Below are 1,718 nucleotides of genomic sequence, written 5' to 3'. Positions count from 1 at the left end.
GGATTAACGGTTGGTGAGACGATGATTTCGTTTGTTTCGACGTTACAGTTGTTGTTGTCGGTTATAAGGAACTGGTAAGTACCTGCGGTTGCGGCCCCGTTGTAGGTAAAGCTGTTTCCTGTTATTGCGGTTGTTGTTCCATATCCACCGCCATCTATCTGCACTTGGTAGGTAGCATATGGTGTATATCCTCCGCTTATGGTCACATCTATGATCGCGTTCGCTGTACAGAACAGGTCTTGGGTAAGTACGGCGTTTGCGGTAAGCTGCGGTTCGATGGTCTGTGTGATAGTGTTCGATACACAGCCATAGGCGTCGGTCACTTGAATATTGTATGTTCCCGGGGTCAGGTTTGCTATGGTGAAAGGATTTCCACTGGCAGCTATAAGCCCTCCTCCGTTAATGGTATAGGAATAAGGAGCTACACCATCGGTAATGTTGACCACCAGGGAAGCTTGATCTGTACCGTCATAACACAGGTCGGAAGGAGCAAGGGCTATTACGGGCGTTTCCGCAGGGTCTATGGTAATACGCTGTACAACGATACATCCATTGGTGTCCCTTACGTAGATGTCGTAAGTTCCCGGAGCCACATCGGCAAAGGAGTTTCCGCTCTGGTAAGGGTATATGATGGTCGGTCCGGAGATTTCCTCCAACTGGTATTCGTAACCGCCCCATCCTCCAGTTGCGTTCACGGTAATGGTGGCGTCCGCCACACAGGTATCGTCGGTATTTGTAAAGGTAAATCCAAGGGGCGTTGCAGGTTCCGCAATGACTTGGTTCAGTGTAACGGTACAGTTGGTAACGTCATCGGTAATGGTTATGACATAGGTATCCGCGGCAAGGCCGGGTACGGTTATCGGTGTTGTTGTATTGATATTGTTCGCGGATGTAACGGTAGTTCCCAATCCATCCTGTACGATATAGCTATAGGTAGTATCGAAATCGGATACGGTAAAGTTGAACTCGCCGTCGGTATCGCCTACACAGGTAACGTTCCTTACCAATTGTGAAACGGCATCTACTTGTGGTATCGGGTCTAGGGTATAGTCTTCGGTTATGATACAGTTTTTGTCGTCAGTTACCTGGAAGGTATATGTTCCTGGGGCCAGCCCTGTAAACGTTGCGTTGTTTCCGTTGTTGGTCACACTTCCCGAAGGAGCTATGATCTCATATGTAAACGGTGTATTGCCACCTGTTACGCTTACTGTAACGTCCCCTACCAAGGTCGGGCATGTCAGTGCCGTTTGTGTAAATGATAGGTCGGTGGGCGGATCGAGCGGGTCAATGGTCTGTGCACTTGTCCGCACACAATTGTTGGCATCCCTTACGGTAATGGTATAGGTGCCATCGGTAAGGCCTGTAAAGGTTGAAGTGCCGCTAAAATTGACACCGTCGATACTGTACTGATAAGGGGCCGTACCGCCATTGGTCGCCGTTACGTCTATGGTGGCATCGTTATCACAAGTATAGTCTACGGTAATGGCCGTGGTGAGGCTCAGTACCGCTGGTTCGTTTATGGTCACCGTGTTTGTTGTAACACAGTTTTTGCTATCGGTCACGGTGTAGGTGTAAGTACCTGCGGCAAGGCCCGTGTAGGTTTGTTGCGTGGAAGGCGCACTACCGTCGAATACGATGGAGTATGGAGCGAGTCCGCCCGACACGTTAAGGTCGACCGCACCGTTGGAGTCACCGTTACAAAGCACATCCGTTACCAA

General features: G+C 49.8%; 1 protein-coding gene. It reads right to left on the bottom strand.

Annotation, left to right across the window (positions count from 1 at the left end; all coding sequences use genetic code 11):
* Positions 1 to 1,718, bottom strand: a 1,718-nt coding sequence (locus ACFSQJ_RS14290; protein WP_377767653.1) for a SprB repeat-containing protein, incomplete at both ends; no start/stop codon positions are given.

It is taken from the genome of Croceitalea marina (genome assembly GCF_042684265.1).
Lineage (GTDB): Bacteria > Bacteroidota > Bacteroidia > Flavobacteriales > Flavobacteriaceae > Croceitalea > Croceitalea marina.
This window is presented reverse-complemented; position numbering and strand designations above follow the sequence as displayed.